This window comes from Rhodobacter sp. P2_H5, assembly GCF_056403335.1.
Genome location: NZ_JBFUFS010000019.1, coordinates 23038 through 47754, shown reverse-complemented (window position 1 = coordinate 47754; position 24717 = coordinate 23038). Strand labels below are relative to the sequence as shown.

Here is a 24717-nt window from a genome sequence, read left to right as displayed (position 1 = left end):
TTCTAAGAGGCCCCAACCCCGCTTCAGGAGACCGCCATGGCCGAGCCGATGATCACACCGGAACTGATTGCCAGCCACGGGTTGAAGCCCGACGAGTATGAGCGCCTGCTGGGCATCATCGGCCGGGTGCCGAGCTTCACCGAACTTGGGATCTTCTCGGCGATGTGGAACGAGCATTGCTCGTACAAGTCGTCGAAGAAATGGCTGCGCACCCTGCCGGTCACCGGGCCTCAGGTCATCTGCGGCCCGGGCGAGAACGCCGGCGTGGTCGACATCGGCGACGGGCAGGCCGTGATCTTCAAGATGGAAAGTCACAACCACCCTTCCTACATCGAGCCCTATCAGGGCGCTGCCACCGGCGTCGGCGGCATCCTGCGCGATGTGTTCACCATGGGCGCGCGGCCGATTGCGGCGATGAACTCGCTGTCTTTCGGCGTACCCTCGCATCCCAAGACCTCCCACCTCGTCAAGGGCGTGGTTGAAGGCGTCGGCGGCTATGGCAACGCTTTCGGCGTGCCGACGGTCGGCGGTGAAGTGCGCTTCCACAAGTCCTACAACGGCAACTGCCTGGTCAACGCCTTTGCGGCGGGTCTGGCCGATGCCGACAAGATCTTCTACTCGGTCGCTTCGGGTGTGGGGATGCCGGTGGTCTACCTTGGGGCCAAGACCGGACGCGACGGCGTCGGCGGCGCTACCATGGCCTCGGCCGAATTCGACGAGACGATCGAGGAGAAACGCCCGACCGTTCAGGTCGGCGACCCCTTCACCGAAAAGCGCCTGCTGGAAGCCTGCCTTGAGCTGATGGCCTCGGGCGCCGTGATCTCGATCCAGGACATGGGGGCCGCGGGCCTGACCTGTTCGGCCGTGGAGATGGGCGACAAGGGCGGCCTTGGCATCAAGCTGCAACTCGATGACGTGCCGCAGCGCGAAACCAACATGAGTGCCTACGAGATGATGCTCTCGGAATCCCAGGAGCGGATGCTGATGGTCCTCAAGCCCGAGCTTGAGGCCGTGGCGCGGGCGATCTTCGTGAAATGGGACCTAGACTTCGCCATCGTCGGCGAGACGATTGCCGAGGACCGCTTCCTGATCCTGCATGGCAATGAGGTGAAAGCCGACCTGCCCCTGTCGAAACTCTCCTCCTCGGCCCCGGAATATGACCGTCCTTGGGTGGAAACCCCGGCTGCCGGTGCCACCCCCGCCCATCCCGCCATCGGGGCGATTGACGGGCTGAAGGCGCTGATCGGCTCGCCCTCCTATGCCCACAAGGCCTGGGTCTGGGAGCAGTACGACAGCCAGGTTCTGGCCGACACGATCCGCCGCCCCGGCATGGGCGCCGGCGTGGTTCGCGTGCATGGCACCAAGAAGGCCCTCGCCTTCACCTCGGACGTGACCCCGCGCTATGTGAAGGCCAACCCGAAGGAGGGCGGCAAGCAGGCGGTGGCCGAGGCCTACCGCAACCTCTCCGCCGTGGGCGCCCTGCCCTTGGCCACCACCGACAACCTGAACTTCGGCAACCCCGAAAAGCCCGAGATCATGGGCCAGCTGGTCGGCGCGTTGAAGGGGATCGGCGAGGCCTGCATCGCGCTCGACATGCCGATCGTCTCGGGCAACGTGTCGCTTTACAATGAAACCGACGGCAAGGGCATCCTGCCGACGCCGACCATTGGCGCCGTGGGCATCCTGCAGGATGCAGCCGCGCTGATCGGCGGTCTGGCGGAAGAGGGCGACGTCGCCGTGCTGATCGGCACGACGGCGGGGCATCTCGGCCAATCGGCCCTGCTGGCCGAGGCCTTCGGGCTGGAGGAAGGCGATGCGCCGCCGGTGGATCTGACCGCCGAAAAAGCGCATGGCAGCTTCATCCGCGCCAATGGCCGCGCCTTCCACGCCTGCACCGACCTGTCGGACGGCGGTCTGGCCCTGGCCGCCTTCGAGATGGCCGATGCGGCCGGTCTGGGCGTCAGCCTGCAGGCCTGCGACACCGCGACCCTCTTTGGCGAGGATCAGGCGCGCTATCTGGTCGCCCTGCCCGGCGGCAAGGCCTCCAAGCTTCTGGCCCGCGCCGCCGAGGCGGGAATTCCGGCGGCCAAGGTCGGCAGCTTTGGCGGCAGCCTGGTGAAATTCGGCAGCGAAAGCGCGCCCCTCGCCGAGCTCTCCAGCCTCTACCGGGGAGCCTTCGCCAAAGCGGTGGCCTGATGCCCCTGTTCCGCGCCATCCCGCCCGTCGAAGACGGCAACCGGGCCGCCGGCCCGAGCCAGGCGATCTGGCTGTCCGGCGCGGGCGGGCTGACGCAATTCGGCTGCTTCATCCATATCCTGCCGCCCGGTTCGGCCACCTCGCTCAAGCACTGGCATGCCGAGGAGGACGAGCTGGTCTACCTCCTCTCCGGCAGCGTGACGCTGATCGAGGGCGATACCGCGACCACGATGCAGCCCGGCGATTGCGCGACCTTCAAGGCCGGCGTGGCGGTGGGCCACTGCCTGCGCAACGACTCCGCCGCAGAGGCGCGGCTGATGATCGTGGGCACCCGCAAGGGGGCTGACCGCATCACCTATCCCGACCACGACGTGATCCTGACCTATGACGATGCCACGGGGGTCGAGGAGTTCCGCGATTTTTCAGGCAATCCGACGATCTCGGCCTATCGGAAGTAGGGCAAGGGCCGCGCGCCGTCGCCTGTGCTCTTGCACCGCTGGCGTCCGCGCCTTACATCTTCGGTGAACGACAGGAGACCACAGATGCCGATGCAGGCCGAGGATATCGAAGCCCTGATCCGCGCCACCTTCCCGGCGGCGAAGATCACGATCACCGACCTTGCGGGCGACGGCAACCACTGGGCCGCCGAGGTGATTGACGACAGCTTCAAGGGCATGAACCGCGTCCAGCAACAGCGCGCGGTCTATGCCAGCCTGAAGGGCAAGATGGACGGCGCGAGCGGTGAGCTCCACGCGCTGGCCCTGACGACGAAGGCGCCCGAGTGATGGAATGGATGCTGCACGGAACCTTTGCCCTGTTCGGCATCATGGGCCTGTGCTTCGTCGTGGTTCTGCTGACGAACTGGCTGAACCGGGATGTGAACAACATTCGTGATGGCAAAGGCTTGATTGATCGCAACGGCAAACCCTTGTTGGGAACCGAGGCCATCAATTCCCAGAATTTCGCCGCCCGAACAGCTGGCTTGGGTTACCATCGGGGAATTGCGGGCTGGGTCAGCAGGTCGTTGGAACGTGAGAACAAGGCACCTGATCAATCAGGCCAAGAATAGGCAAAGGCGCGCGGCGAAAGGAAGACGGCGTTATGAAAAGCCCGGCCAGGATTGGTGCCTTGGATCTGGCAGTTGCAGGGACGGGGATTGCCTTGTCATTAGCGATTAGAATTGATCTCTCCGGGATGTACGATCTGGCTGGCCTTGCCTCTGGATCACCCCAAGCAGACGTGGCGCACAAAGCCGAAGTGGCGCGCCTTGCAAGGGAAAGTGAGTTGAAACGGGTCGCGCTGGATCGCTATATGGAAAGCCGTGATGCGACAGATGCGGAGACTTCGAAGGAATGGGTCCAGAAAACGGACCCTTTGTCACAAGACCCTGTCGCCCGCGCGCTGTGGGCAAGGTCGCAAGATGGAGACGTAATATGACCGCACTCGACACAATCAAAGACACCGTGGAAAAGAACGACGTCGTTCTGTTCATGAAGGGCACCAAGATGATGCCGCAATGCGGGTTTTCCTCCCGCGTGGCGGGCGTCCTGAACTACATGGGCGTTGAATTCGCCGATGTGAACGTTCTGGCCGATGCCGAGATCCGTCAGGGCATCAAGGACTTTTCCGACTGGCCGACCATCCCGCAGCTTTACGTCAAGGGCGAATTCGTCGGCGGCTGCGACATCGTCACCGAGATGACCCTCTCGGGCGAGCTGGACCAGCTGTTCGAAGCGAACGGCGTGGCCTTCAACAAGGAAGCCGCCGCCAAGATCCGCGAAGCCAACCAGGAAGCCTGATCGAAGGGCGCAGCGCCGGTCCCATTGCCCCCCCGCGCCCCCCTTCATCCAGACGAAAATATCCTCGGTGCGAAGCAGTTTGCTGCAAAGCAGCGAAGAAACTGCGCAGCGGCGGGGGGGCGAGCCCCCCCGCCCTTTCTGTTTCAGGCCTTGGCCTTGCAGCCCGATTTGACCACGGATTCAGCCCCGCCCTTGGTGCCGTCCTTCAAGAGCAGCGTGCCGGTTCCGGCGGCGTCCAGCACCCAGACATGGTGCGTGCCGTCCGAGGGCCAGGAATAGCGCTGACCCGCAGCGCCCTCTTCCAGAAGCAGGTTTTCCGGCCCGGGCAGCATGGCCGTGCCATTGCCATAAGTGACGGTCAGCTTGCCACCCGTGGTGCAGCTGTATTCGACCACCCGGCCGGGCATGTCGGCCGGCGCGGTTGGCGGGGCGGGCGGCGGGGTCACGCAGCCCGCGATCAGGCTCAGCGCGACAAATGCCGCCGCGGTGGCAGTCCAGCGCGCGGCCCGGGGACCGGTCCGGGTGAGATCCAGATGTTGTGTCATGTCATACGTTCCTCGATCGAAGCGGCCAGGCTTTCGGCCCGGGCGGCCAGATTGGCCATGGCATCGGCAATGGCGGGCGGCACCGCCGCCGCCGCCTCGGGGTCAACACGCGGCTGGCGTTCAAGTTCCGCGATCTTCAGCCGGGCCTGACGCAATTCGTCCTCCACGCTGGCGGTGCGGTCGGCCAGCATCAGCCCGGCCATCAGCAGCATCCGCGCCTCGGGCAGGCGGCCCATCTGGGCCTGCAGGGGTGTCGCCTCTTCATCCAGCATCCGGGCGGCGGTGGTCAGGAAATGCTCCTCCCCGGCGCGGCAGGTGACGAAGAACTTGCGCTCGCCGATGGTGATTTCAATGTCCGGCATGGGCCTGCGCCTCCTCTGCGTCGATCAAGGGGCCAAGGGCGGCCAGGATATCGGCCATCTCGGTGGTTTCCGAGGCGCGCACGGCGCGCAGCGCCTCAAGCTCAGCCTGCAGGGCGCGGTTGATCAGCGGCGCGTCGGCGGCGCCGTCCTCGGCGGCCTCGCGCAGACGGCGCAATTCTTCGCGCAGCTGGGCGACCGAGGAGCGCAGGCGTTGGGTGTCCAGCCCCTGCGCATCCAGCTGGCGGGTCAGGCGCGCCACTTCGGCACCCGGGCCTGCGGCGGTCAATGCCGCAGCCTCGGCCTCCGCCCGCGCCGCATCGGCGACCAGCCGCGCCGCGCGTTCGGCATCGAGGGCGGCTTGCAGATGGGCGATCTCCTCGCTTTGGGCGGCGCTTGGCGTATTGCCCGCCCCGGCCGCGGCCTTGGCCAGCCCCTCCACCCCCGTCCCGATCCGCGCCAAGGCGTCCAGGATGCGTTGTTCCAGTTCGGCGAATTCGACCATCTTGCCCCTGGCTTCCCTGTTTGACTGCATTGTCCTAGCTTTCGGAGCCGGACGCCCTGCCGTCAAGGCCGTTCTTGGCGCAATTGCCCGCCACCCGGACGAACCGAATGCTTGAACTTGCCATCTTACCTGATATTGACGGCCCATTCCCCGGCCTGCCCCTTTCACAGTTACAGGACACTCAAGTGGATATCGAAACCCTGCGCGCCCGCCACCCCGAGCATTGGATGCGCGCTGCCGCCATCCGGACCCTGACGCTGGATGCGGTGGCTGCCGCGAACTCCGGCCACTCCGGCATGCCGATGGGCATGGCCGACGTGGCGACCGTGCTGTTTGAAAAGCACCTGAAATTCGACCCCAAGGCACCGCGCTGGCCGGACCGAGACCGGTTCATCCTGTCGGCGGGCCATGGCTCGATGCTGCTTTATGCGCTGATGTACCTGACCGGCTATGAAGACATCACGATCGAGCAGATCAAGGGCTTCCGCCAGTGGGGCATGCGCACCGCAGGCCACCCGGAATATGGCCATGCCGCCGGGATCGAGACGACCACGGGCCCCTTGGGTCAGGGCATCGCCAATTCGGTCGGCTTCGCCATCGCCGAGGCCAACCTGCGCGCCCGTCTGGGCGCCCGTGTCATGAACCACCGCACCTGGGTGATCGCCGGCGACGGCTGCCTGATGGAGGGGGTCTCTCAGGAAGCCCTGGCGCTGGCCGGCAAGCAGAAGCTGGAAAACCTGATCGTTCTCTGGGACAACAACGGCATCACCATCGACGGCAAGGTGTCCATCGCCGATGTGACCGACCAGAAGGCGCGCTTTGCCGCCTCGGGCTGGAATGTCTTCGAATGCGACGGCCATGACCCGGTCGACATCGACCGCGCCATGACGGCGGCCAAGACCTCGGGCGGGCCGTCCTTCATCGCCTGCAAGACCCATATCGCGCTCGGCTCTTCGGCGCAGGACACCTCCAAGGGTCACGGCGCGCTGACCGATCCGAAGCTGATGGCCGACACCAAGGCCGCCTATGGCTGGACCGCCGCCCCCTTCGTCATCCCTGCCGACATCAAGGCGCAGTGGGAGGCCTTCGGCACCCGTGGCGCCGAGGCCCATGCCGCCTGGCAGGGTGTCGTGGCCGGCCTGCCGCAGGGCCGCCGCGACCTTCTGGAGCGGATCTTCGCGCTTGAGGCCCCGAAGGGCCTGCGCAAGGCGATCAACGAGGTGAAGAAGGCCGCCGTCGAGGCCAAGCCGAAGCTCGCCACCCGCGCCGCCAGCGAAAAGGTGCTGACCGCGGTCAATCCGGTGATGTTCGAAACCATCGGCGGCTCGGCCGACCTGACCGGTTCCAACAACACCAAGACCCCGGACCTCGGCACCTTCTCGCCCGAGGATCGCAAGGGCCGCTATATCTACTACGGCATCCGGGAACATGGCATGGCGGCCGCGATGAACGGTCTGGTGCTGCATGGCGGCGTGCGGCCCTATGGCGGCACCTTCATGTGCTTCACCGACTATGCCCGCCCGGCGATGCGCCTCTCGGCGCTGATGGGCGTGCCGGTGGTCTATGTGATGACGCATGACTCGATTGGCCTCGGCGAAGACGGCCCGACCCACCAACCGGTCGAGCATCTGGCGATCTCGCGCGCCACGCCCAACACCCATGTCTTCCGCCCCGCCGATCTGGTGGAAACCGCAGAAGCCTGGGAACTGGCGCTGACCGCGAAAACCACGCCTTCGGTGCTGGCGCTGAGCCGGCAGAACCTGCCGACCGTGCGGATGACCCATACCAACGCCAACCTGACCGCCAAGGGCGCCTATGTGCTGGCCGAGGCCACGGGCAAGCGTCAGGTCATCCTGATGGCCACCGGCTCCGAGGTCGAGATCGCCCTGAAGGCGCGCGACGCGCTGGAGGCCGAGGGCATCGGCACCCGTGTCGTCTCGATGCCCTGCATGGAGCTGTTCGCGGCCCAGGACGAGGCCTACCGCAAGCGCGTGCTGCCGCCGGGCACCGTGCGCGTCGCGATCGAGGCGGGCGTCCGGCAAGGCTGGGACCGCTGGCTTCTGGGCGAGCGCGGCCGCGAGGCCAAGTCGGGCTTCATCGGCATGAAGAGCTTCGGCGCCTCGGCCCCGATCGACCGGCTCTACAAGGAGTTCGGCATCACGGCGGAAGATACCGTGGCCCTGGCGAAAAGCCTGCTCTGATGAAAGCGGGGGGCTAGCCCCCCGCACCCCCCAGGATATTTGTGTCTGAATGAAGAGGAACGCCGGGGCTCAGGCCGCGGCGTTTTGCTTTTTGGTGAAGCGGGCGGCGAGCGGTTCGATGACCCGTGTCGCCAGCGGAATCAGCGCCAGACCGAGGGCGAGGCCCACGATGCCGTCCAGCACCGCCTTGACCGCCCAGCCGACGAAGCCCTGCGCCATGGGGGCCGCATGGGCGGCAACCTCGGACCAATGCTCGAAGGCATGGGCGGGGGCGGCAAAGCCGAAGACCTCGGCGCCATGCACCACCATCGAACCGCCGACCCAAAGCATCGCCGCGGTGCCGAGGCTGGCGAGGAAAGTCAGGAAGGGCGGCATGCCCGCCACCAGCCCGCGCCCCAAGGCCCGGGTCGGGGCAAAGCGGCCATTGCGCGCCATGTAAAGGCCGATGTCGTCCATCTTCACGATCAGCCCGACCGAGCCATAGACCAGCGCCGTGATGCCGATGCCGACGATGGCAAGGGTCGCGGCCTCCATCCAGAAGTTGCTTTCCGGGATGGCGCCGAGGGCGATGGTCATGATCTCGGCCGAGAGGATGAAATCGGTCTTCACCGCACCGGCGACCTTGACCTCCTCCAGATGGCTGGGGTCGGGATCGGCGAAATCCTCGTCAACCTTTTCATCGGCATGAGGCATCAGATGGTGAAACACCTTCTCGGCGCCCTCAAAGCACAGATACGCGCCGCCCAGCGTCAAAAGCGGCACCACAGCACCTGGCAGGAAGGCCGAGAGCAGCAGCGCCACCGGCAAGAGGATGATCAGCTTGTTCTTCAACGAGCCCTTGGCGATGCGCCAGATGATCGGCAGCTCACGCTCGGCGGCGAAACCTGTCGCATAGGTCGGCGTGACAGCCGTGTCGTCGATCACCACCCCCGCCGCCTTGGCCCCGGCCTTGGCCGCCGCCCCCGCGATATCATCCACCGAAGCCGCCGCCACCTTGGCAATCGCCGCCACGTCGTCCAACAATGCCAGAAGTCCGCTCATTCACCCTGCCCTTCATGTCCCTGCAGCCTATCTAGGGGCGGAAACCCGGCTTGCAAAGCTCCCGGCTTGACTTGGAGGCGCATTCGCGTAGGCCTTGCCCGCAAAACAGGAGGGCGCGGTGAAAGACCATGGCTATCTGATCACGGCAGGGCTGATCGTGCTTGCGATCCTGGCCGATGTGACCCTGAACCAGTCGCGCGCCACACTGTTTTTGATAGAAGAGATCATCCGCCTGCAAGAATACCTCCAGTTCTGGCGCTAACGTCAAAATCAGCGGTTGAATCCGGATCGTTTCTGGCGAATTTACCGCTGAGGCCCATCTTTCGCTTTCATCCTCTGCTCAGGAGTTCTTCATGACCGTCAAAGTCGCCATCAATGGTTTCGGCCGCATCGGGCGCAATGTCCTGCGTGCCATCCTGGAATCGGGCCGCACCGATATTGAAGTCGTCGCCATCAACGATCTTGGCCCGGTGGAAACCAATGCCCACCTGCTGCGGTTCGATTCGGTCCATGGCCGCTTTCCCCATGTCGTGACCACCACCGCCGACTCGATCGACGTGGGCCGTGGCCCGATGAAGGTCACCGCGATCCGCAACCCGGCCGAACTGCCCTGGGGCGATGTCGACATCATCATGGAATGCACCGGCATCTTCACCGCGAAGGACAAGGTCCAGGCCCATCTGTCGACCGGCGCCAAGCGCGTGCTGATCTCGGCCCCCGGCGAAGGTGCCGACAAGACCATCGTCTTCGGTGTGAACCACGGGACGCTGACCAAGGACGACCTCGTCGTCTCCAACGCCTCCTGCACCACCAACTGCCTGTCGCCGGTCGCCAAGGTGCTGAACGATTCCATCGGCATCGTGAAGGGCTTCATGACCACGATCCACTCCTACACCGGCGACCAGCCGACGCTGGACACGATGCACAAGGACCTCTACCGCGCCCGTGCGGCAGCCCTGAGCATGATCCCGACCTCGACCGGCGCTGCCAAGGCCGTGGGTCTGGTGCTGCCGGAACTGAAGGGCAAGCTGGACGGCGTGGCGATCCGCGTGCCGACCCCGAACGTCTCGGTCGTCGATTTCGTCTTCGAGGCCAAGAAGTCCACCACCGTGGCCGAGGTCAACGAGGCGATCCGCGCTGCCGCCACCACCGGCCCGCTGAAAGGCATCCTTGGCTTCACCGAGCAGCCGAACGTCTCGGTCGACTTCAACCATGACCCGCATTCCTCGATCTTCCACATGGACCAGACCAAGGTTCTGGATGGCACGATGGTGCGGATCCTCAGCTGGTACGACAACGAGTGGGGCTTCTCCAACCGGATGTCGGATACCGCCGTGGCGATGGGCAAGCTGATTTAAGCCTTTCCTGACAAGGACTTACAGGTTGAACAAGGGGCGCTTTCGGCGCCCCTTATTTCATTCAAATTGATTTAGTTATGCTTAATTCGCCCTAGCTATGCGGCAGGCGCAATGCCGCACCGCAGCAATGGCCGTTGTTTGCGCAATCATTTGGTCCATATTGGGGGAGAAGCGGCAGGGGAAAGCCAACCGGGCCCACCACCGCAAGACAAGGAATGACCAAGATGAAAAAGCTTCTCGCCAACTACCGCGCCTATGCCGAACAACATGCCCGCTACCGCCAGACCCGCGATGAAATCGCCGGCCTCTCGAAAGCGGAATCGATCGACCTGGGGATTTTCCCCTGCGACGCCGAAAAGATCGCCCGCAAGGCCGTCTGGGGCTGATATCTGAGGGCTGAGGCGGAAAGCCTCGGCCAGGACGACTGGATGCCCTTGCGCCCCGTTGCAGGGCCTGGCCCTTGGAGGGCCAGCGCAACACGGGGCCAGGGGAGATGGGGCAAAGCCGTGCAATGCACGCGCCACCCATGCACCAGGCGCAATGCCGCATCGCAGCAGATGCAGTTGTTTGCGCTAACGCGGACCCCATATCGGTTCCATGCGAAGGGAAGGCCAAGAGGGTCTTTCAGAGCAAGTGAGCGAGGCGCGCGACCGGATCGGTCGCCCTCCCCCACGATGATGACACCGGGGCCGAATGCCCCAGCGGTCGGGATCGTCCCGACCATCAGGAGAATGAAGATGAAAAAGCTCTACGCCAACTATCGTGCTTATGCCGCCCAACATGCGCTGTACCGCCGGACCCGCGACGAGATCGCCCGTCTGTCGCCCTCCGAGGCGCTGGATCTGGGCATCTATCCCGGCGACGCCGCCCGCATCGCGCGTGAGGCCGTCTGGGGCTGACCCCCGGGTGGTTTCGACCACCGCAACAGATTCAAGGATCAAAGGGGCCAGCCGGCCCCTTTTTCATGTCCGAAGCCCAAAGCCGTCCGGCCCTTATCCTTTCCGGATCGACTTCAGGCCCTTGCGGAAGCGCATGGCGTTCTCGCGGTAACGCGCGGCAGAGGCCAGGAGCCTTTCCTGCGCCTCGGCGTCCAGCGTGCGGACCACCTTGCCCGGCGACCCCATGACCAGCGAGCCATCCGGGATCTCTTTCCCCTCGGTGATCAGGGCGCAGGCGCCGATCAGGCAGCCCTTGCCGATCTTGGCGCCGTTCAGGATCGTCGCGCCCATGCCGATCAGCGTGCCCTCGCCGATCGTGCAGCCATGCAGCATCGCCTTGTGGCCGATGGTGCAATTGGCGCCGATCAGCAGGGGATAGCCCATGTCGGTGTGCAGCACCGCGTTTTCCTGGATGTTGGAGCCCTGGCCGACCCAGATCACCTCGTTGTCGCCGCGCAACACCGCGCCGAACCAGATGCTTGCGTCATCCTCCAGAACGACCTTGCCGATCACATCCGCCGAGGGCGCGATCCAGGCGTTCTTGCCGACCTCGGGGGCCACACCGTCCAATACATATTTCATCGCGCCGAAAACTCCCGGTTGAGGTCGCGCACAAAATCGGCGAGCTGCGGTTGCCGATCCCGTCTCAGACGTTCTGCCTGAAGAATGGTTACCAAGTCATTGAAAGCTTGGTCCAGATCTGAATTTACGATGACATAATCGTATTCCATCCAGTGGCTGATCTCGGACTGGCTTTTCGCCATGCGGGCGGTGATCACCTCCTCGCTGTCCTGTCCGCGGCCGCGCAGCCGCGCCTCCAGCTCGGCAATCGAGGGCGGCAGGATGAAGACCGAGACGACATCATCGCGCATCGCCTGCTTGATCTGCTGGCCGCCCTGCCAGTCGATGTCAAAAAGCGTATCGCGGCCTTCCGCCATCGCCTGTTCGACCGGGCCGCGCGGGCTGCCATAGAAATTGCCGAAGACCTCGGCATGTTCCAGCATCTGGCCCTCGCGGACCATGGCCTCGAAGGCCTCGCGGCTCTTGAAGTAATACTCGCGGCCATCCACCTCGCCCGGGCGCGGGCTGCGCGTGGTGGCGGAGACCGAAAAGCGCAGCGTCTCGTCCCAGGCCATCAGACGCCGCGACAGGGTCGATTTCCCGGCCCCCGAAGGCGACGACAGGATCAGCAAAAGCCCCCGGCGGAGAAAGGTTCTGGCCATGATCATTCCACGTTTTGCACCTGCTCGCGCATCTGGTCTATCACGGTCTTGAGGTCAAGCCCGATGCGGGTCAGGACGATGGACTGCGCCTTGGAACACAGCGTGTTGGCCTCGCGCAGGAATTCCTGCACCAGAAAGTCGAACTTGCGGCCGATCGGGCCGGCATCGTCCATCAGGGCGCGGGCGGCTGCGGTATGGGCGGTCAGGCGGTCGATCTCCTCGGTGATGTCGTTCTTCATGGCGAGGATGGCCATTTCCTGCGCCAGACGGCCCGGGTCCACAGCATCGGTCTGGGCCAAGATGCGGGCCACGCCCTCGGCAAGTGCGGCAGAAGCCTCACCTTGGCGGGCGGCGGCCGCGGTCTTCGCCTCGGCCACCAGGGCTTCGATCAGGTCGATCTGGGCGCTGATCACGCCGTTCAGGGCGGCACCCTCGGCGGCGCGCATCGCGTTGAAATCGGCGATCAGGGCCGGCAGGTCGGCCAGGATCGCACCGCGCAGCGCCGTGGTGTCCGCCTCGACCGCGTTGGCATCCAGCACACCGCGCAGCGTCAGCACGTCCGAGGCGGTGGCCTGTCCCAGCGTGACGCCGATCTTCATCGCCTGATCCTCGACCTCGCGCAGCGCGGCCAAGGCCGCCTGCAGCGCCACGGGGTTCAGCCGCAGCCCCTCGGCCCCTTCCCCCGCGCCATCGCGCTGCACCTTCAGCGCCAGCGCCACATTGCCGCGCCCCAAAGCCTTGGCCAGTTCACCGCGCAGCGCCTGCTCCAGCCCCTCGATCCAGTCTGGCACCCGCAGCCGCAGATCCAGCCCCTTGCCGTTGACCGAGCGCAGATCCCAGGACCAGCCAAAGCCCACCCCCTGCCCCTTGCGCGCCGCAAAGCCTGTCATCGAGATGGTCATTCAGCTCTCCCGTTTTCCCGCACTGAGACTCGCAACCCAGACGTGCAGATGTTTACCATTTGTCGAGATTATCCGCCAAATCCCAAACGAACGGTGTATGTTAAGACATCAGTAACCCAAGTTGCTGCAAGATTAACCCACCTTCGGTCAAGAGGCGCAAGCCCGGGTCCGCGGGGCAACAGACAGGGCGCCGGACGGGCAACCGCGGCGGGGATCAGATGGCATTGTCATTTCTGGGACGGGGTGGGAAATCCGGAGCGTCCAACGGCGGTTCGGGCCACACGCCTTTCGCGATGCTGGCCGAGGTGCGCGCCTATTGGGAGGGCTTGCGTGACGGCGGCGCCCTGCCCGAGCGCGACCGGATCGACCCGCGCGGCATCGCTGGCGCCCTGGAGAACACCTTCCTTCTGGAGCGCGTCGCCCCCGGCATCGGGCGCTTTCGCATCGCCGGGATGCAGCTGCATGACCTGATGGGGATGGATGTGCGCGGCATGCCGATGTCGGCGCTGTTCGAGCCCACCGCCCGCAACCGGCTCGCCGATGGGCTGGAAGGCGTCTTCGCCGGCCCCGCGGTGCTGGAGCTTTGGCTTGAGGCCGAGCGTGGCATCGGCCGCCCCTCGCTGGAGGGCCGGATGATCGTGCTACCCCTGACCGGCCTGCGCGGCGAGACCGATCTGGCGCTTGGCTGCCTTGCGATGGACGGCGCCCTCGGCCGCGCCCCGCGCCGCTTTGCCATCGCCGGCCTGATGAGCGAGGTGATCGAGCGTCTCATCGCCCCGCAGCGCCGCGCGGCCACCCGCCCCGATCTCGACCGCCGCCTGCCCGACCTGCCGCCCTTGCGCGAAATTCCCAAGGCCGTCGCCGAGGCCGAGCGCCGCACCGGCTTTGCCGAACCGCCCACCGACTTCACCCCGCGCCCGCCGCGCGGCAAGCCCAACCTGCGGCTGGTCTATTCGCGTGACTGAACCCCGTGACTGAACCCCGTGGCTGACCCGATTGGCCCCCAGAACGGGTGGCTCAAAGCAAAAGGCCCCGCAAAATGCGGGGCCTTTTCAATTGGATCGGAGCCAGACTTAAAGCGCGATGCGGCGCTGCACGTCGCGGCGCGAGGACAGTTCCTCAGACACGAGGAAGGCCAGTTCCAGCGCCTGGCTCGCGTTCAGACGCGGGTCGCAGGCGGTGTGGTAGCGGCTCGACAGATCCTCGTCCGACACGGCGCGCAGACCGCCGGTGCATTCGGTCACGTCCTGGCCGGTCATCTCGAAATGCACGCCGCCGGGGACGGTGCCCTCGGCATTGTGGATGTCGAAGAACTCGCGCACTTCGCGCAGCACCGATTCGAACGGCCGGGTCTTGTAGCCCGAGGCCGCCTTGATCGTGTTGCCGTGCATCGGGTCACAGGACCACAGCACCTTGGCGCCCTCCTGCTGCACCGCCTTGATCAGGCGCGGCAGGTGATCGCCAACCTTGCCGGCGCCAAAGCGCGCGATCAGGGTCAGACGGCCCGGCTCGTTCGCCGGGTTCAGCTTGGCCATCAGGATCTTCAGATCCTCGGCGGTGGTCGAGGGGCCGCACTTCAGCCCGATCGGGTTCAGCACGCCACGGCAGAATTCGACATGCGCGCCGTCGGGCTGACGGGTACGGTCGCCGATCCAGATCATGTGGCCCGACCCCGCCACCGGCTGCCCGGTGATCGAATCGATCCGGCACAAAGCCTCTTCATATTCCAACAGCAGCGCCTCGTGGCTGGTGTAGAAATCCACCGTCGCGAGCGACGGCGCGCTGTCGGAGTCGATCCCGGCGGCGTTCATGAAGTCCAGCGCGTCCGAGATGTGGTTCGACAGGGTCCGGTAACGCTCAGCCTTGTCATGCTCGGCAAAGCCGAGCGTCCAGGCGTGCACACGGTGGATGTCGGCGAAACCGCCGGTCGAGAAGGCGCGGAGCAGGTTCAGCGTCGCCGCCGACTGGGTATAGGCCTGCAGCATCCGGTTGGCATCGGGCACGCGGCTGGCGGCGTCGAAGTCAAACCCGTTGATGATGTCACCGCGGTAGGACGGCAGTTCCACCCCATTCACGGTTTCCATGCCCGCCGAGCGCGGCTTGGCGAACTGGCCGGCCATCCGGCCCACCTTCACCACCGGCACCTTGGCGCCATAGGTCAGAACCACAGCCATCTGCAGCATCACGCGGAACGTGTCGCGAATGTTGTCCGCCGCGAATTCCGAGAAGCTCTCGGCGCAGTCGCCGCCCTGCAAAAGGAAGGCCTTGCCCTCTGCCGCCAGCGCCAGCTGCTTCTTCAGCTTGCGGGCCTCGCCGGCAAAGACCAGGGGCGGATACTTGGCCAGCTGCGCCTCGACGCTCTTCAAGCCCGCCTGATCGGGATAGTCAGGCATCTGCACCCGCGGCTTCGCGCGCCAGTCCGATTTTGTCCAGCCTTTGGTCATGGCTTGTTCCTCCGTCACAATGCCCCCGCGATATAAGGAAATCAGCGCGGAAAGCAAAGGGCGAATGGCGTCTTTCCGGGACCGGTCCCATAGGCGGCAAACATGGCAGAAGAGCGGTCGGGAAACCGGGCGGGATTTGCCGCCGGAATTGGGCGAATTTCCCAGATCCCCCCTTGCGGAGGGAAGACTTTCCTGTTTCCTTGCGCCAATAACGACACATCAGGTCGCAACATGTCCACGCCGCCGCGCAAAGCCACGCAAACCTCGAAATCCGAGGCGCCGCGCCGCTTTGTGTTTCTCCTCCTCGACAAATTCACCATGCTCGCCTTCGCTTCGGCGATCGAGCCTTTGCGGATTGCCAACCGCGTGGTGGGGGAAAGGGTCTACACTTGGGCCTTGGCCGGTGAGGGTGGCGATATCGCGACCTGTTCCAACGGCACCGCCTTCAAGCTCGACATGGGGCTGGAGGATATCGACCGCGAAGACCTCCTTCTGGTCTGCGGCGGCATCGATGTGCAAAAAGGCACGACCAAGGCCGTGCTGAATTGGCTGCGCCGCGAGGCGCGGCGCGGCGCCACGATCGGCGGGCTTTGCACCGGGGCCTATGCCCTGGCCAAGGCGGGCCTGCTCGACGGCAAGAAAGCGACGATCCACTGGGAAAACCAAGACGGCTTCCTTGAGGAATTCGAGGATGTGAACCTGACGAAATCGGTTTTCGTGATGGACGGCAACCGCTGGAGCACGGCGGGCGGCACCTCCTCGCTGGATCTGATGCTGAAGGTGATCGCGGGCGATCATGGCGAGGATGTCGCCAATACCGTCGCCGACCAGCTGATCTATTCGACCCCGCGCACCGACCAGGACACCCAGCGCCTGTCGATCCCGACCCGGATCGGGGTGCGGCATCCGAAACTGTCTCAGGTCATCCAGATGATGGAAGGCAATATCGAAGACCCGATGTCGCCCGCCGATCTGGCCGAGGAAGTCGGCATGTCGACCCGCCAGCTGGAACGCCTGTTCCGCCGCTACCTGAACCGCAGCCCGAAGCGGTATTACATGGAGCTGCGCCTGCAAAAGGCCCGCAACCTGTTGATGCAGACCGATATGTCGGTGATCAACGTGGCGCTTGCCTGCGGCTTTGCCAGCCCCTCGCACTTCTCCAAGTGCTACCGCAGCCACTACAACACCACGCCCTACCGCGAGCGCGGCACGCAAGGCACCCCGGCCCTGCCGATGGCCGGACGGCTGTCTATTTGAGGCCGCCGCTCTGAAGCCGCCGCTCTAGGCCGGTTGCTCCGGCCCGAAGCGGTTGGCGCCCGGGGTCCCCTTGGTCGCGTACCAGACGATCAGGATGATCCAGCCGACCAGCGGGATCAGGAAGATCAGCATCCACCAGCCCGATTTGTCCACGTCATGCAGACGGCGCACCGCCACGGCCAGCGCCGGCAGGAAGTTGGCCAGCCCCCAGAGGTTGGCCACCAGACCGCCCTCGTAGCGCATGCCCATGGCGCCATCGCCCATGACCATATGGCCGCCCCCGAAGATGAGGCCGATCACAAGGTTCATCAGGAACTGGAACAGCACCCAGAACCAGAACTCCGACCGCGTGGCGCGGCCGGTGAAGGTGACGTAGTTCTGATAGGCGGATTTGACGGCATCGACGAAAGTCATGGGCGTCCCCTTGCATGGCGATTGCACGAGGAAAGACTAGCGCGGCGCAGCGGCCCCTGTCCAACGCCGCAGGTTCAGGAGCGCAACCTGTCCGGTAGGATGGGCAATATTGCCCATCTTCCGGGACATGTCCCGCCGGGCTGCGGCTTACGAGCCTTCGTTGCAGAAGGACTGCACGATATTGCAGTTGGACGTATAGCCCGAGCAATTGGCCAGGGCTGTCTCTTCCGCCTTGGCCACCGACTTGTCGGCCGAAAAGCCCATACCATAACCGTCGCCCACGGCCACGGCGCCGCAGTTCGGGAAGACCACGACGGCCTCGCAGTCGCCCGCACCGCATTGGGTGACGGCCTCGCCCGAGGCCTCGCCCTTGCTCGCGAAATTCCAGCCGCCGCCGACCTTGCCGGTCGAGGGCGAAAAGGCGATGGCGCCGAACAGGCTTCCGGCTGCGGCGGAAGTGGCCATCGCAGGCAAAGCCAAAGCGGTGATCAGCGCGACAGCGTGGCGGTAAGACATGTCAGTCCTCTCGAAACCCCCGGGTCATTGGACACGGGTTCTTGATATGGAAGGTGGCGGTGCCACCCCCCAGCGTCAAGGCCTGCCCGGAAAAACGCCGCGCCAGGTGACGCCGCTTTGCAACGCACCCTGCCCTGAGGCGGGCAAAGCGGCCCCGACCACCGCCGAAAAGCGGCGCATTTTCGCGCCTTAGCACCTGTCCCAAGGAGCTTTTCTTTTCAATCGGGCCACACTAGGCTCCGCTCAGGATCAAAATCCAACCAGGGAGTCAAAAATGAAAAAACTGTTGCTCGCTTCGGCCGCCGTTGCCCTTTGCACCGGTGCCGCCTCGGCGGAAGACGTGAAACTCGGCATCCTCTTCGGCTTCACCGGCCCGATTGAATCGCTGACCGGCCATATGAAGAACGCAGCCGAGACGGCGATCAAAGAGGTCAACGATTCGGGCAAATCGAAATTCACCTTCTCGGACGTGACCGGCGATACGACCTGCACGGGGTCCGACGTCGCCGTGGCGGCGGCCGAGAAGATGGTGACCTCGGATGGCGTCAAGGGCATCATCGGCGGCGACTGCTCGGGTGTGACCGGTGCCATCCTGCAAAAGGTCGCACGGCCGAACGGCATCGTGATGATCTCCCCCTCGGCCACCTCGCCCGCCCTGTCGACGGCGGAAGACGACGGCCTGTTCTTCCGCACCGCACCTTCGGACGCGCGCGAAGGCGAAGTGGCGGCGGATATCCTGAACGAACATGGCGTGAAGTCGATCGCCCTGACCTATTCCAACAGCGACTATGGCAAGGGCCTGGCCGAAGCCATCGCCGGTTCCTTCGAAAAGCTCGGCGGCAAGGTCACCATCAACATTCCGCATGACGACGCGAAATCCGACTTCTCGGCCGAAGTCGCCTCGCTGGCGGCGGCGGGCGGCGATATCCTCGTCGTGGCGGGCTATGTCGACCAGGGCGGCAAGGGCATCATCCGCGCCTCGCTCGACACCGGCGCCTTCTCGAAGTTCGAACTGCCGGGCGGCATGGTCTCCGATTCGCTGACCCAGAACTTCGGCAAGTCGATCGACGGCTCCTATGGCCAGGTCGCCTCTTCGGATTCGCCCGGCGCGCCGATCCTGCTGGAGATGGGCAAGAAGAACACCCCGGCGTTCGACGCCTCCTCGCCCTACGCCAGCGAATCCTATGACGCAGCGGCGCTGATCATGCTGGCGATGAACGCCACCGGGTCCTCGGACCCGAAGGTCTACAAGGAAAAGATCATGGAGATCGCCAACGGCCCCGCCGATGGCTCGGGCACCAAGATCCTTCCCGGCGAACTCGGCAAGGCGCTGGAGCTGATCGCCGCCGGCAAGCCGGTCGATTACGACGGCGCCTCGGGCGTGACCCTGATCGGACCGGGCGAAAGCGCCGGCCGCTACAAGGAGTTCGAGATCAAGGACGGCAAGTTCGAAACCATCAAGTTCCGTTGATCGCCTTCTGAACCAGACGTTGCGCGGCCCGGGGCCTTTCCCCCGGGCCGTTGCCAATGTATCGCACGACCCGCAGAGCCCCTAAGGGCCGCTTGGGAACAGGGGAAAACATGATCGTCGTCGAGGATCTCCACAGGCACTTCGGGGCCTTTCGCGCCGTTGATGGCGCCTCGCTTGAAATTGCCACCGGGTCGATCACCGGCCTGATCGGGCCGAATGGCGCGGGCAAGACCACGCTGTTCAATGTCATCGCCGGTCGTCTGCCGCCCACTTCGGGCCGGGTGATCATGGATGGCGAGGATATCACCGGGCTGGCGCCGCATGAATTGTTCGCCAAGGGCCTCTTGCGGACCTTCCAGATCGCGCATGAGTTTTCCTCGATGACGGTGCGGGAAAACCTGATGATGGTGCCCGCCAATCAGGCGGGCGAGAAGCTGTGGAACACCTGGTTCCGCCGCGGCCTGATTGCGCAAGAAGAGGCGGTGCTGCGCAGGAAAGCCGATGAAGTGCTTGATTTCCTGACCATCAGCCATATCGCGGACGAGAAGGCCGGCAATATCTCGGGCGGTCAGAAGAAGCTGGTGGAACTTGGCCGCACCATGATGGTCGATGCCAAGGTGGTGTTTCTGGACGAGGTCGGCGCGGGCGTGAACCGCACGCTTCTGAACACGATCGGCGATGCGATCGTGCGGCTGAACAAGGAGCGCGGCTATACGTTCTGTGTCATCGAACATGACATGGATTTCATCGCCCGGCTTTGTGACCCGGTGATCGTGATGGCCGAGGGCAAGGTTCTGGCCAAGGGCAGTGTCGACGAGGTCAAGAACGACGAACGCGTGATCGAGGCCTATCTGGGCACCGGATTGAAGAACAAGGTGGTGGCCCATGGCTGACGGAACCGCACGGATTTTCTGCGAAAATCCCGGAAGAAACCAATTTTCTGCGAAAATTGGGAAGACGAATTTTCGCAGAAAATTCGTGGGAGTGGTCGCCCATGGCTGAACCCTTCCTGATCGGCGAGGCGATGACCGGCGGCTATGGCGCCACCGACATCCTGCACGCCTGCACCATCGCCGTCGAAAAAGGCCAGATCGCGGTGATCGTCGGCCCCAATGGCGCGGGCAAATCCACCGCGATGAAGGCGGTTTTCGGCATGCTGCGCTTGCGCGGCGGCCAGGTGCGGCTAAATGGCGAGGATATCACCAAACTTACACCGCAGGACCGCGTGGCCAAGGGCATGGCCTTTGTGCCGCAGACCCACAACATCTTCACCTCGATGACGGTGGAGGAGAACCTGGAAATGGGCGCTTTCCTGCGCCGCGATGACATCAAGGGCACGCTGGAGCAGGTCTATCACCTGTTCCCGATCCTGAAGACCAAGCGCCTGCAACCGGCCGGAGAACTCTCCGGCGGTCAGCGCCAGCAGGTCGCCGTCGGGCGCGCGCTGATGACGCAGCCGCAGGTGCTGATGCTGGACGAACCCACCGCCGGCGTCTCTCCCATCGTGATGGACGAGCTTTTCGACCGGATCATCGAGGTTGCCCGCACCGGAATCTCGATCCTGATGGTCGAACAGAACGCCCGCCAGGCGCTGAACATTGCCGACAAGGGCTATGTCCTCGTCCAGGGCACCAACCGCTACACCGACACCGGCGAGGCCCTTCTGGCCGATCCGGACGTCCGCCGCACGTTCCTGGGGGGCTGAAGCCATGGATTACCTCAACGCGCTGGTGGTCTTTCTGAACTATGTCATCCTGCCCGCCGCCGCTTACGGGGCGCAGTTGGCTGTGGGCGCCCTGGGCGTCACCCTCATCTTCGGCATCCTCAGGTTTTCGAACTTCGCCTGGGGCGACACCATGGCCTTTGGCACCATGGTGGTGATCCTGTTCACCTGGCTGTTCCAGAGCATGGGGATCTCGATAGCACCCCTGCCCACCGCCCTTCTGGCGATGCCCTTCGGGATCCTTGCCACCGCGGCCTTCCTTCTGGGCACCGACCGCGTGGTCTACCGCTTCTACCGCCGGCAAAGGGCCAAGCCGATCATCCTGGTCATCGTCTCGGCGGGCGTGATGTTCGTGATGAATGGCCTCGTCCGCATGATCATCGGGACCGAGGAGCAGAACTTTGCCGATGGCGGGCGTTTTCTGGTCACCGCCCAGCAGTTCAAGGACTGGACCGGCCTGGCCGAGGGTCTGTCGATCAAGGGCACCACGGTGATCACGCTGGTCACGGCCTTTGTCACCATGGCCGCCCTCTTCTGGTTCCTGCAAAAGACCCGCACCGGCAAGTCGATGCGGGCCTTTTCGGACAACGAGGATCTGGCGCTTCTGTCGGGCATCAACCCCGACCGGGTGGTGCAGGTGACCTGGGTGATTGCCGCCGCCCTCGCGGTGATTGCGGGCACGCTTTACGGGCTCGACAAGAGCTTCCGGCCCTTCATCTACTTCCAGCTGCTGCTGCCGATCTTTGCCGCCGCAGTGGTGGGCGGGCTTGGCTCGCCGATGGGCGCTGTCGCGGGCGGCTTTGTCGTGGCCTTTTCCGAGATCGTGACCACCTATGCCTGGAAGAAGGTGCTGACCTATGTCCTGCCGGCGAACCTTGCGCCTGACAGTCTGATGCAGCTTCTGTCCACCGACTACAAATTCGCGGTCAGCTTCTCGATCCTGATCATCGTGCTTTTGTTCATGCCCAACGGGCTGTTCAACAAGGGGAAATGACATGAACAACCGTGCGGCGCTTCTTTTTGCCGGGGTGGCGGGGCTTTATGTCCTGACCGGGCTTTTCATGTCGTGGAACGTCAGCCTGAACATCCTGATCCTGGGGCTTCTGTCGGCGATCATGGCGCTCGGCGTGAACATGCAATGGGGCTATGCCGGGCTGTTTTCCACCGGCATCGTCGGCTCGGTCGCCCTGGGCGGGCTGGCGGTGGTCTTCGTCTCGGGCGCGCCGGTGCCGGCGGCCTTTGCGGCGGGGGGCTGGCGGCTGATCTTCGGGCTGGCGGTCGGCGTGGCGGTGATTGCCGCCGCCGTGGCGGTCTGGAAGCTGATGGCCAAGGGGCGCCTGCGCGGCCTTGCGGTTGCGGCGGTGCTGATCGGCGGCTTCTTTCTGTACCGCGCGGTCTTTGACCCCGCCGTCGCCGCGATCGAGGCCTATGACCCGGCGACCTATGGCAATATCGGCGGCTTCGGTCTGAACTCGCTCTGGGCCTGGCCGGTGGGCGCCGTCTTTGCCGCCGTGGCCGCCTGGGCCATCGGCAAGATCGCCCTTGGCCTGCGCGAGGATTACCTCGCCATCGCCACCCTCGGCATCGCCGAGATCATCATCACCGCGATCAAGTCCGAGGACTGGATGGCGCGCGGCGTGAAGAACTTCACCGGCCTGCCGCGGCCCTGGCCGGTGCCCTACGAGGTCAACATGCAGGCCGACCCCGGCTTTCTGGCCTTCTGCGCCAAATGGGGTCTGAACCCGATGACCACCTCCTCCATCGCGGTCAAGGGCATCTATATCATCATGTTCGCCCTGGTCCTCGCGGTGCTGATGTGGCTCTTGCAGCGCGCGCTGAACTCGCCCTGGGGGCGGATGATCCGCGCGATCCGCGACAACGAGGTCGCCGCCGCCGCCATGGGCAAGGATGTCAAACGCCAGCATCTGATGATCTTCATCCTCGGCTCGGCGGTCGTGGGCCTGTCGGGGGCGATGTATGTCTCGCTGCAGGGCCAGCTGGTGCCGGGCGAGTACAGCCCGCTGCGCTTTACCTTCCTGGTCTGGATCATGGTGATCCTCGGGGGCTCGGGCAACAACTGGGGCTCGGTTCTGGGCGGGTTGCTGGTCGGCTGGCTCTGGCTGATCGTCGACAGTGCCGGGCCGCTGATCATGGCGCTGATCACCTCGGGCATGGCGGAGGGGGCGGTGAAGAGCCATCTCCTCGACCTCGCCTCGCAGCTGCGCCTCTTGACGCTGGGGGTGGCGCTGCTTCTGGTGCTGCGCTTCAGCCCGCGCGGCCTGCTGCCGGAGCGGTAGCGCCCCCGTGGCAGGGGCCGGTGGGGAGGCACCCCCCGGCCCTGCGCCCGCAACTTCCGGGTGCCAGTGCTAGAACACGAAGTCAGAGCCGTGCATGTCGGCCACCGTATGGCCAAGGATGGTGATGCTGTTGGTCCCGTAGCTTACCAGAACTGCCTGGCCGTCATCGGTCGAGATGTTCACCAGGCTGATCTGGAGCATGTTGCTGGCAAGGCTGATGCGGATCTTGTCGCCTTCCGCGGCATCGAAATCGTCGATCGTGTCATCGCTGAAATTGCCGTCGAAGATGAAGGTATCGGCGCCATTGCCGCCATGGCCGGTGTCATTGCCATAGCCCAGATGCAGCGTGTCATTGCCCGCACCGGCGTCAAAGAAATTGTCGGCGGAATTGTCGAAGAAGACGTCGCGCACCGCCGTGCCGACGATGCTTTCGACGTTGAACAGCTTGTCGGTCATGCCGAACCCGTCGCGCACATTGCCGGTGGCGAGGTTGACCCGGATGCCATCGGTGCCACCCCATTCGGCATCGCGCGCATAGGACACCGTATCGCGCCCGCCCCTTCCGTCGATCGTGTCGTTCCCCGCGCCGCCCTCGAACTGGTTGGCGCCGGAGTGGCCCTTCATCGTGTCGCTCATGAAGGTGCCGGTGATATCCTCGAAGCCCGCAATCGTGTCGGTCAGCCCGTCCGGTCCGCGCACCGTGCCGCGCAGCTGGTCCACCGAGATGCCCGAAGTGACCGCCCAGGGTTTGAAATTCCACGCATCATAGGCCAGCGTGTCAAAGCCACTGCCGCCCGCATAGCTGTCGGCGCCGCCGCGATCCTTGACGAAATCGTCGCCGCCCAGGGCCGTGACCGTGTCATTGCCCATGGTCGTGTCGATCACATCGCCATTGCCCGGATGGCCCGGCCCCGCCGCCGAGCTGGACCCGGTGATCGTGGCGCCGCTTTGCACGATCATCTGCCAGGCCCCGAAGGAATCGCCGCGCGCCAGCGTCGCCAGAAAGATCGGCAGCCGCACCGAAAGGTTGCTGATGTCCAGCAAGGTATCGCCCGTCGCATCGGTGTAAAGAATCCCGGTCAGCGCGCCGCCGGTCACCCGGGTCTGGCCGGCATCCGGCCCGTCCTCGACCACATAGCTGGTATAGCCGCTGTAGCTTAGCGTGATATGGGCGGCCGAGCGCGTCGGGTCCAGCGCGCCAAGCGCCGTGTTCCAGTCCAGCACCATCGAGGTGGCGCTACGCGAGGTCACCGTGTAGCTGGCCAATTGGTCATAGCCATAAAATCCGAGATTTCCGTCAAAAAACTTGAAGGTCGACATGGGTGCCCCGTTCTGCTGCGCCGCTTGGTTAATGATCCATGAAGGCAAGACCTATTTCACAATGGTAAACCGAAGCTTAACATATGCTTAATGCCCGCCCGCCCCTTCGCAGGCCCTGTCGATCCTCTCGCCGCACCTCTGGCCTTGCCTTGGGTCCGCGAGGGCAAGGCGCCGCCCCTGCCCCGCGAGTTCAGCCCACTTCCCAGCC

At 64.7% G+C, this 24717-nt stretch carries 29 protein-coding genes; 18 read left to right on the top strand and 11 right to left on the bottom strand.

From position 1 onward, the window contains the following. Window positions 1-36 precede the first annotated feature (36 nt). The 6 genes from purL to grxD all read left to right on the top strand — a co-directional run bounded on the left by purL (window position 37) and on the right by grxD (window position 3995). Entirely contained in the window at window positions 37-2196 is a 2160-nt protein-coding gene (gene purL / locus AC1DVR_RS19635) for a phosphoribosylformylglycinamidine synthase subunit PurL (RefSeq protein WP_478002304.1), read from the top strand. Then, entirely contained in the window at window positions 2196-2654 is a 459-nt protein-coding gene (locus AC1DVR_RS19630) for a cupin domain-containing protein (protein ID WP_478002303.1), read from the top strand. The genes purL and AC1DVR_RS19630 overlap by 1 nt, the downstream gene beginning before the upstream one ends. Before the next feature lie 84 nt (window positions 2655-2738). Next, entirely contained in the window at window positions 2739-2981 is a 243-nt protein-coding gene (locus AC1DVR_RS19625; RefSeq protein WP_478002302.1) for a BolA/IbaG family iron-sulfur metabolism protein, read from the top strand. Then, window positions 2981-3265 carry a hypothetical protein gene (locus tag AC1DVR_RS19620; protein ID WP_478002301.1) on the top strand — a complete coding sequence of 95 codons (285 nt, stop codon included), beginning with the start codon at window positions 2981-2983 and terminating at the stop codon, window positions 3263-3265. The genes AC1DVR_RS19625 and AC1DVR_RS19620 overlap by 1 nt, the downstream gene beginning before the upstream one ends. A gap of 32 nt (window positions 3266-3297) precedes the next feature. Then, window positions 3298-3633, top strand: coding sequence for a hypothetical protein (locus tag AC1DVR_RS19615; protein ID WP_478002300.1), 336 nt, complete (start codon window positions 3298-3300; stop codon window positions 3631-3633). Then, window positions 3630-3995, top strand: a complete 366-nt coding sequence (gene grxD / locus AC1DVR_RS19610; protein WP_478002299.1) for a Grx4 family monothiol glutaredoxin — start codon at window positions 3630-3632, stop codon at window positions 3993-3995. The genes AC1DVR_RS19615 and grxD overlap by 4 nt, the downstream gene beginning before the upstream one ends. A 143-nt stretch (window positions 3996-4138) precedes the next feature. Here the strand turns inward: grxD and AC1DVR_RS19605 are convergent, their stop codons facing one another. From AC1DVR_RS19605 to AC1DVR_RS19595, 3 genes are read right to left on the bottom strand one after another with little or no spacing between them, the layout of a single operon-like run. Then, window positions 4139-4540: a hypothetical protein gene (locus tag AC1DVR_RS19605; protein ID WP_478002298.1), complete on the bottom strand. Its 402-nt coding sequence runs from the start codon at window positions 4538-4540 to the stop codon at window positions 4139-4141. Beyond that, window positions 4537-4902: a cell division protein ZapA gene (locus AC1DVR_RS19600; protein ID WP_478002297.1), complete on the bottom strand. Its 366-nt coding sequence runs from the start codon at window positions 4900-4902 to the stop codon at window positions 4537-4539. Before AC1DVR_RS19600 ends, AC1DVR_RS19605 begins: the two co-directional genes overlap by 4 nt. Continuing rightward, window positions 4889-5434, bottom strand: a complete 546-nt coding sequence (locus tag AC1DVR_RS19595) for a hypothetical protein (RefSeq protein ID WP_478002296.1) — start codon at window positions 5432-5434, stop codon at window positions 4889-4891. Before AC1DVR_RS19595 ends, AC1DVR_RS19600 begins: the two co-directional genes overlap by 14 nt. A 155-nt stretch (window positions 5435-5589) precedes the next feature. Here AC1DVR_RS19595 and tkt point away from each other — a divergent pair, with 155 nt between their 5' ends. Beyond that, window positions 5590-7605, top strand: a complete 2016-nt coding sequence (tkt, locus tag AC1DVR_RS19590) for a transketolase (RefSeq protein WP_478002295.1) — start codon at window positions 5590-5592, stop codon at window positions 7603-7605. 69 nt (window positions 7606-7674) lie between these two features. Here tkt and AC1DVR_RS19585 read toward each other — a convergent pair whose 3' ends face one another. Continuing rightward, on the bottom strand, window positions 7675-8646 hold the full coding sequence (locus tag AC1DVR_RS19585; RefSeq protein ID WP_478002294.1) for a DUF808 domain-containing protein: 972 nt from the start codon (window positions 8644-8646) through the stop codon (window positions 7675-7677). Between the two features lie 118 nt (window positions 8647-8764). Between AC1DVR_RS19585 and AC1DVR_RS19580 the strand changes: the two genes are divergently transcribed. From AC1DVR_RS19580 to AC1DVR_RS19565, 4 genes are all read left to right on the top strand, one after another. Then, window positions 8765-8908 carry a glyceraldehyde-3-phosphate dehydrogenase gene (locus tag AC1DVR_RS19580; RefSeq protein ID WP_478002293.1) on the top strand — a complete coding sequence of 48 codons (144 nt, stop codon included), beginning with the start codon at window positions 8765-8767 and terminating at the stop codon, window positions 8906-8908. A gap of 91 nt (window positions 8909-8999) precedes the next feature. Next, window positions 9000-10004 carry a type I glyceraldehyde-3-phosphate dehydrogenase gene (gene gap / locus AC1DVR_RS19575; RefSeq protein ID WP_478002292.1) on the top strand — a complete coding sequence of 335 codons (1005 nt, stop codon included), beginning with the start codon at window positions 9000-9002 and terminating at the stop codon, window positions 10002-10004. Between the two features lie 224 nt (window positions 10005-10228). Continuing rightward, the gene (locus AC1DVR_RS19570; protein ID WP_478002291.1) at window positions 10229-10390 is read left to right on the top strand and encodes a YjiS-like domain-containing protein; all 162 of its coding nucleotides are present in this window, start codon (window positions 10229-10231) and stop codon (window positions 10388-10390) included. Between the two features lie 351 nt (window positions 10391-10741). Then, on the top strand, window positions 10742-10903 hold the full coding sequence (locus tag AC1DVR_RS19565) for a YjiS-like domain-containing protein (protein WP_478002290.1): 162 nt from the start codon (window positions 10742-10744) through the stop codon (window positions 10901-10903). 93 nt (window positions 10904-10996) lie between these two features. Here the strand turns inward: AC1DVR_RS19565 and AC1DVR_RS19560 are convergent, their stop codons facing one another. From AC1DVR_RS19560 to AC1DVR_RS19550, 3 genes are read right to left on the bottom strand one after another with little or no spacing between them, the layout of a single operon-like run. Next, window positions 10997-11524 carry a gamma carbonic anhydrase family protein gene (locus AC1DVR_RS19560; RefSeq protein WP_478002289.1) on the bottom strand — a complete coding sequence of 176 codons (528 nt, stop codon included), beginning with the start codon at window positions 11522-11524 and terminating at the stop codon, window positions 10997-10999. Continuing rightward, window positions 11521-12165, bottom strand: coding sequence for a guanylate kinase (gmk, locus tag AC1DVR_RS19555; RefSeq protein WP_478002288.1), 645 nt, complete (start codon window positions 12163-12165; stop codon window positions 11521-11523). Before gmk ends, AC1DVR_RS19560 begins: the two co-directional genes overlap by 4 nt. 2 nt (window positions 12166-12167) lie before the next feature. Continuing rightward, a complete protein-coding gene (locus AC1DVR_RS19550; protein WP_478002287.1) occupies window positions 12168-13067 on the bottom strand; it encodes a YicC/YloC family endoribonuclease in 900 nt (299 codons plus the stop codon). Window positions 13068-13285: 218 nt separating this feature from the next. Here AC1DVR_RS19550 and AC1DVR_RS19545 point away from each other — a divergent pair, with 218 nt between their 5' ends. Beyond that, a complete protein-coding gene (locus AC1DVR_RS19545; RefSeq protein ID WP_478002286.1) occupies window positions 13286-14032 on the top strand; it encodes a PAS domain-containing protein in 747 nt (248 codons plus the stop codon). Between the two features lie 108 nt (window positions 14033-14140). Here AC1DVR_RS19545 and AC1DVR_RS19540 read toward each other — a convergent pair whose 3' ends face one another. After that, window positions 14141-15511, bottom strand: coding sequence for a class II 3-deoxy-7-phosphoheptulonate synthase (locus AC1DVR_RS19540; RefSeq protein ID WP_478002285.1), 1371 nt, complete (start codon window positions 15509-15511; stop codon window positions 14141-14143). 231 nt (window positions 15512-15742) lie between these two features. Between AC1DVR_RS19540 and AC1DVR_RS19535 the strand changes: the two genes are divergently transcribed. Then, entirely contained in the window at window positions 15743-16768 is a 1026-nt protein-coding gene (locus AC1DVR_RS19535) for a GlxA family transcriptional regulator (RefSeq protein ID WP_478002284.1), read from the top strand. A 24-nt stretch (window positions 16769-16792) separates the two neighbouring features. Here the strand turns inward: AC1DVR_RS19535 and AC1DVR_RS19530 are convergent, their stop codons facing one another. Next, complete coding sequence (locus AC1DVR_RS19530) at window positions 16793-17182, bottom strand: DUF805 domain-containing protein (protein ID WP_478002283.1); 390 nt, start codon at window positions 17180-17182, stop codon at window positions 16793-16795. Between the two features lie 147 nt (window positions 17183-17329). Beyond that, the gene (locus AC1DVR_RS19525; protein ID WP_478002282.1) at window positions 17330-17698 is read right to left on the bottom strand and encodes a DUF4189 domain-containing protein; all 369 of its coding nucleotides are present in this window, start codon (window positions 17696-17698) and stop codon (window positions 17330-17332) included. Window positions 17699-17972: 274 nt separating this feature from the next. On the opposite strand from AC1DVR_RS19525, the gene AC1DVR_RS19520 reads away from it, so the two are divergent. The 5 genes from AC1DVR_RS19520 (at window position 17973) to AC1DVR_RS19500 (ending at window position 23189) form a co-directional block, all read left to right on the top strand. Beyond that, on the top strand, window positions 17973-19169 hold the full coding sequence (locus AC1DVR_RS19520; protein WP_478002281.1) for an ABC transporter substrate-binding protein: 1197 nt from the start codon (window positions 17973-17975) through the stop codon (window positions 19167-19169). A gap of 110 nt (window positions 19170-19279) precedes the next feature. After that, window positions 19280-20062, top strand: a complete 783-nt coding sequence (locus AC1DVR_RS19515; RefSeq protein ID WP_478002280.1) for an ABC transporter ATP-binding protein — start codon at window positions 19280-19282, stop codon at window positions 20060-20062. A 101-nt stretch (window positions 20063-20163) separates the two neighbouring features. Continuing rightward, window positions 20164-20874, top strand: coding sequence for an ABC transporter ATP-binding protein (locus AC1DVR_RS19510; RefSeq protein ID WP_478002279.1), 711 nt, complete (start codon window positions 20164-20166; stop codon window positions 20872-20874). A gap of 4 nt (window positions 20875-20878) precedes the next feature. After that, the gene (locus AC1DVR_RS19505) at window positions 20879-21886 is read left to right on the top strand and encodes a branched-chain amino acid ABC transporter permease (RefSeq protein WP_478002278.1); all 1008 of its coding nucleotides are present in this window, start codon (window positions 20879-20881) and stop codon (window positions 21884-21886) included. 1 nt (window position 21887) lies between these two features. Continuing rightward, on the top strand, window positions 21888-23189 hold the full coding sequence (locus AC1DVR_RS19500) for a branched-chain amino acid ABC transporter permease (protein ID WP_478002277.1): 1302 nt from the start codon (window positions 21888-21890) through the stop codon (window positions 23187-23189). A gap of 69 nt (window positions 23190-23258) precedes the next feature. Here the strand turns inward: AC1DVR_RS19500 and AC1DVR_RS19495 are convergent, their stop codons facing one another. After that, window positions 23259-24509, bottom strand: coding sequence for a calcium-binding protein (locus AC1DVR_RS19495; RefSeq protein WP_478002276.1), 1251 nt, complete (start codon window positions 24507-24509; stop codon window positions 23259-23261). Window positions 24510-24717 lie beyond the last annotated feature (208 nt).

Excerpts from the sequence above, each read along its gene's own strand:
- AC1DVR_RS19550 (WP_478002287.1), bottom strand. The coding sequence starts at position 13,067 with ATGACCATCTCGATGACAGGCTTTGCGGCGCGCAAGGGGCAGGGGGTG.
- AC1DVR_RS19630 (WP_478002303.1), top strand. The coding sequence starts at position 2,196 with ATGCCCCTGTTCCGCGCCATCCCGCCCGTCGAAGACGGCAACCGGGCC.
- purL (WP_478002304.1), top strand. The coding sequence starts at position 37 with ATGGCCGAGCCGATGATCACACCGGAACTGATTGCCAGCCACGGGTTG.
- gmk (WP_478002288.1), bottom strand. The coding sequence starts at position 12,165 with ATGGCCAGAACCTTTCTCCGCCGGGGGCTTTTGCTGATCCTGTCGTCG.
- gap (WP_478002292.1), top strand. The coding sequence starts at position 9,000 with ATGACCGTCAAAGTCGCCATCAATGGTTTCGGCCGCATCGGGCGCAAT.
- AC1DVR_RS19605 (WP_478002298.1), bottom strand. The coding sequence starts at position 4,540 with ATGACACAACATCTGGATCTCACCCGGACCGGTCCCCGGGCCGCGCGC.
- AC1DVR_RS19625 (WP_478002302.1), top strand. The coding sequence starts at position 2,739 with ATGCCGATGCAGGCCGAGGATATCGAAGCCCTGATCCGCGCCACCTTC.
- grxD (WP_478002299.1), top strand. The coding sequence starts at position 3,630 with ATGACCGCACTCGACACAATCAAAGACACCGTGGAAAAGAACGACGTC.
- AC1DVR_RS19540 (WP_478002285.1), bottom strand. The coding sequence starts at position 15,511 with ATGACCAAAGGCTGGACAAAATCGGACTGGCGCGCGAAGCCGCGGGTG.
- AC1DVR_RS19530 (WP_478002283.1), bottom strand. The coding sequence starts at position 17,182 with ATGACTTTCGTCGATGCCGTCAAATCCGCCTATCAGAACTACGTCACC.
- AC1DVR_RS19570 (WP_478002291.1), top strand. The coding sequence starts at position 10,229 with ATGAAAAAGCTTCTCGCCAACTACCGCGCCTATGCCGAACAACATGCC.
- AC1DVR_RS19545 (WP_478002286.1), top strand. The coding sequence starts at position 13,286 with ATGGCATTGTCATTTCTGGGACGGGGTGGGAAATCCGGAGCGTCCAAC.
- AC1DVR_RS19560 (WP_478002289.1), bottom strand. The coding sequence starts at position 11,524 with ATGAAATATGTATTGGACGGTGTGGCCCCCGAGGTCGGCAAGAACGCC.
- AC1DVR_RS19510 (WP_478002279.1), top strand. The coding sequence starts at position 20,164 with ATGGCTGAACCCTTCCTGATCGGCGAGGCGATGACCGGCGGCTATGGC.
- AC1DVR_RS19600 (WP_478002297.1), bottom strand. The coding sequence starts at position 4,902 with ATGCCGGACATTGAAATCACCATCGGCGAGCGCAAGTTCTTCGTCACC.
- AC1DVR_RS19500 (WP_478002277.1), top strand. The coding sequence starts at position 21,888 with ATGAACAACCGTGCGGCGCTTCTTTTTGCCGGGGTGGCGGGGCTTTAT.
- AC1DVR_RS19535 (WP_478002284.1), top strand. The coding sequence starts at position 15,743 with ATGTCCACGCCGCCGCGCAAAGCCACGCAAACCTCGAAATCCGAGGCG.
- AC1DVR_RS19595 (WP_478002296.1), bottom strand. The coding sequence starts at position 5,434 with ATGCAGTCAAACAGGGAAGCCAGGGGCAAGATGGTCGAATTCGCCGAA.
- AC1DVR_RS19615 (WP_478002300.1), top strand. The coding sequence starts at position 3,298 with ATGAAAAGCCCGGCCAGGATTGGTGCCTTGGATCTGGCAGTTGCAGGG.
- AC1DVR_RS19505 (WP_478002278.1), top strand. The coding sequence starts at position 20,879 with ATGGATTACCTCAACGCGCTGGTGGTCTTTCTGAACTATGTCATCCTG.
- AC1DVR_RS19520 (WP_478002281.1), top strand. The coding sequence starts at position 17,973 with ATGAAAAAACTGTTGCTCGCTTCGGCCGCCGTTGCCCTTTGCACCGGT.
- AC1DVR_RS19515 (WP_478002280.1), top strand. The coding sequence starts at position 19,280 with ATGATCGTCGTCGAGGATCTCCACAGGCACTTCGGGGCCTTTCGCGCC.
- AC1DVR_RS19565 (WP_478002290.1), top strand. The coding sequence starts at position 10,742 with ATGAAAAAGCTCTACGCCAACTATCGTGCTTATGCCGCCCAACATGCG.
- AC1DVR_RS19585 (WP_478002294.1), bottom strand. The coding sequence starts at position 8,646 with ATGAGCGGACTTCTGGCATTGTTGGACGACGTGGCGGCGATTGCCAAG.
- AC1DVR_RS19620 (WP_478002301.1), top strand. The coding sequence starts at position 2,981 with ATGGAATGGATGCTGCACGGAACCTTTGCCCTGTTCGGCATCATGGGC.
- AC1DVR_RS19495 (WP_478002276.1), bottom strand. The coding sequence starts at position 24,509 with ATGTCGACCTTCAAGTTTTTTGACGGAAATCTCGGATTTTATGGCTAT.
- AC1DVR_RS19525 (WP_478002282.1), bottom strand. The coding sequence starts at position 17,698 with ATGTCTTACCGCCACGCTGTCGCGCTGATCACCGCTTTGGCTTTGCCT.